The 2,256-nt window shown below is 25.9% G+C and carries 1 protein-coding gene; it reads left to right on the top strand.

What is annotated here, in order from left to right:
• Window positions 1–770: 770 nt before the first annotated feature.
• A complete protein-coding gene (locus ACEW7V_RS01490) occupies window positions 771–941 on the top strand; it encodes a hypothetical protein (protein ID WP_374695653.1) in 171 nt (56 codons plus the stop codon).
• Window positions 942–2,256 lie beyond the last annotated feature (1,315 nt).

Genomic DNA, 2,256 nt, shown 5'->3' with positions numbered 1-2,256 from the left:
ATATCTCAGTTCTGTGAATATTTTTCCTAAAAATGATGAAGACAGGAGAATAATAAATTTGTTAAGAAAAAGATAAATGCAGCGTTGGTAAAATTGACTAGTTAAAAAAAAGATGAAAAAACGAATTCAAGACATCATAGACTTAAAGAAAAAAAAAAAATCATGAATTAAAAGAAACTAGTAAGAAGAGTTAGTTCAGAAGATAAAATAAAATAGAAGAAATAGAAAAAAAGTAAAAAACGACTAGATGAGTCTTTAATGAAAACAAAGAAACAATTGAACTACCACCAACAAAAAATTTTCATCCAAGCCCAAAAAACCATTCCATCTTATCTGGACTCAAAACTACTTTAATTTTAGCTATTGACAGTCTTATTGTTGGCTTTTTTATTAGCTATTATATGCACTTTAATTAAAAATATAAAATTAGATTATCACAAAAATAATTTCTTGATAGTTGCTATAATAAAAATATTAAATACTTCCATAAATGCTTTGTTTTTTGTCTTAAAAGGGCATTCCTTTAGCCGCTCAAGCAATGCTTATTTATTACAGTATTACTTTTCTTTTAAAAAATCTTAATCCTTTACACGCAGGAATTTTTGTTTTAATACTTAATTCTTTAGCAAGTATTACAATGATTTTAATGCAAAATATTAAATTATTAGATAAAGGACAAATTGAGCTGCTCATTCTTTGGGGATGAAACAAAAGCAAGTTTTCTCTCTATTGTATTTCCTCAAACTTTAAAAAGGTCAGTTCCTTTTATTTTGCAACAATTAATCACAAACATTAAGGATAGTTCTTTTTTTGCCATTATAGGAGTTGCCGAACTTTCTTGGAAAGCACAAAGCAATATGGGAGCTACCTTAAATCCAATCTTGCCTTTTGTAATGATATCTTGTTTTTATTTAATAATTATTAGTATGACTGGTTTTTAAGCAAAATGTTAGAAAAAAATATTAAATTGAAAAAATATAAAGAAAAAGAATAGAAAAGAGGAAGTGGAACAATTTCATTAATTTAATTAATGAAAACTCATTTTTAAGAAAATATTTTCCAAAAGAAAAATAATATAAAAATATTCAAAATTATTACATTATCAATTAGCTCTATATTGTTGGTATGGTTGCATTTTTCAGTATTTGGATGGCATTTTTCAACCAAAACAAAAAAAAACAAAATCTTCAAAAATATTCCAAAACTTTAAAAGTAGCAATGACTAATAGTTATATTCCCAATACTTTTTAAAGTTTTGGAATATTTTTGAAGATTTTGTTTTTTGTTTTGATTGAAAATATACTCAAATACTGAAAAAATGCAACAACAATAATAGAGCTATTGATAATGTAATAATTTTGAATATTTTTATATTATTTTCTTTTGGAAAATCCTTTTAAAATAGTTTATTAATTAAAATTAATGAAATTCGGCACTGCTGTTCTTTTCTTTATTTTTCAATTTAATATTTTTTCTAACATTTAGCAAAAAACCAGTCTGTACTAGTGACAAATAAAAACAGATATCATTACAAAGAGCAAGACAGATTTAGTAGCTCCCCATATTGCGTACTCAGAAATGGTATCACTATAATGCCAAAAAAAATATGTAATGTATGATTAATGTACAAAATAAAAGGACTGACATTTAAAATTTGAAGAAAACCAATGAAGAGAAAACTTGCTCATTTCATCCCCTAAAAATGAGCAGCTTCAATATTTATCCTAATAGTGTGTGTAACCTACTAACAAATTAGTATTAAAACAAAATTCCTATAGCTGGAATAATTTCCTTTAAAAGAAAGTATACTGTAATAAATAAACATTTGTAACGTAAAGATAGCGCTGGAGCAAGGGAAACAAGTATTTATGGAAATGACAATATTTGTATAGCAGCTATCAAAATTGCTGTGATAATCCTAGTACCTGTGTAAAGTGCATATATAGCTAATAAAGCCAGCAATAAGACTGTCAGCTCCTTTAAAATTAAAGTAGTTATCGCACAGATAGATATTTTGACTTGGATAATCTTTTATTGGTAGATTCAATTGTTTCTTTGTTTTCATTAAGGCATTTTTACTTTTTTTCTATTTCTTCTGTACTATTTTTGTCTTCTGAACTGCTTCTTCAACACTGGTTTCTTTTAATTCATGATTTTTTTTCTTTAGTCTATGATGTCTTCAAATTCACCTTTCATCTTTTAAACTAGGTATTTCTCAACCTTCCATTCATCTTTTCTTCGGGAACTGAACAACAA

It is taken from the genome of Areca yellow leaf disease phytoplasma, assembly GCF_041920595.1.
This window is presented reverse-complemented; position numbering and strand designations above follow the sequence as displayed.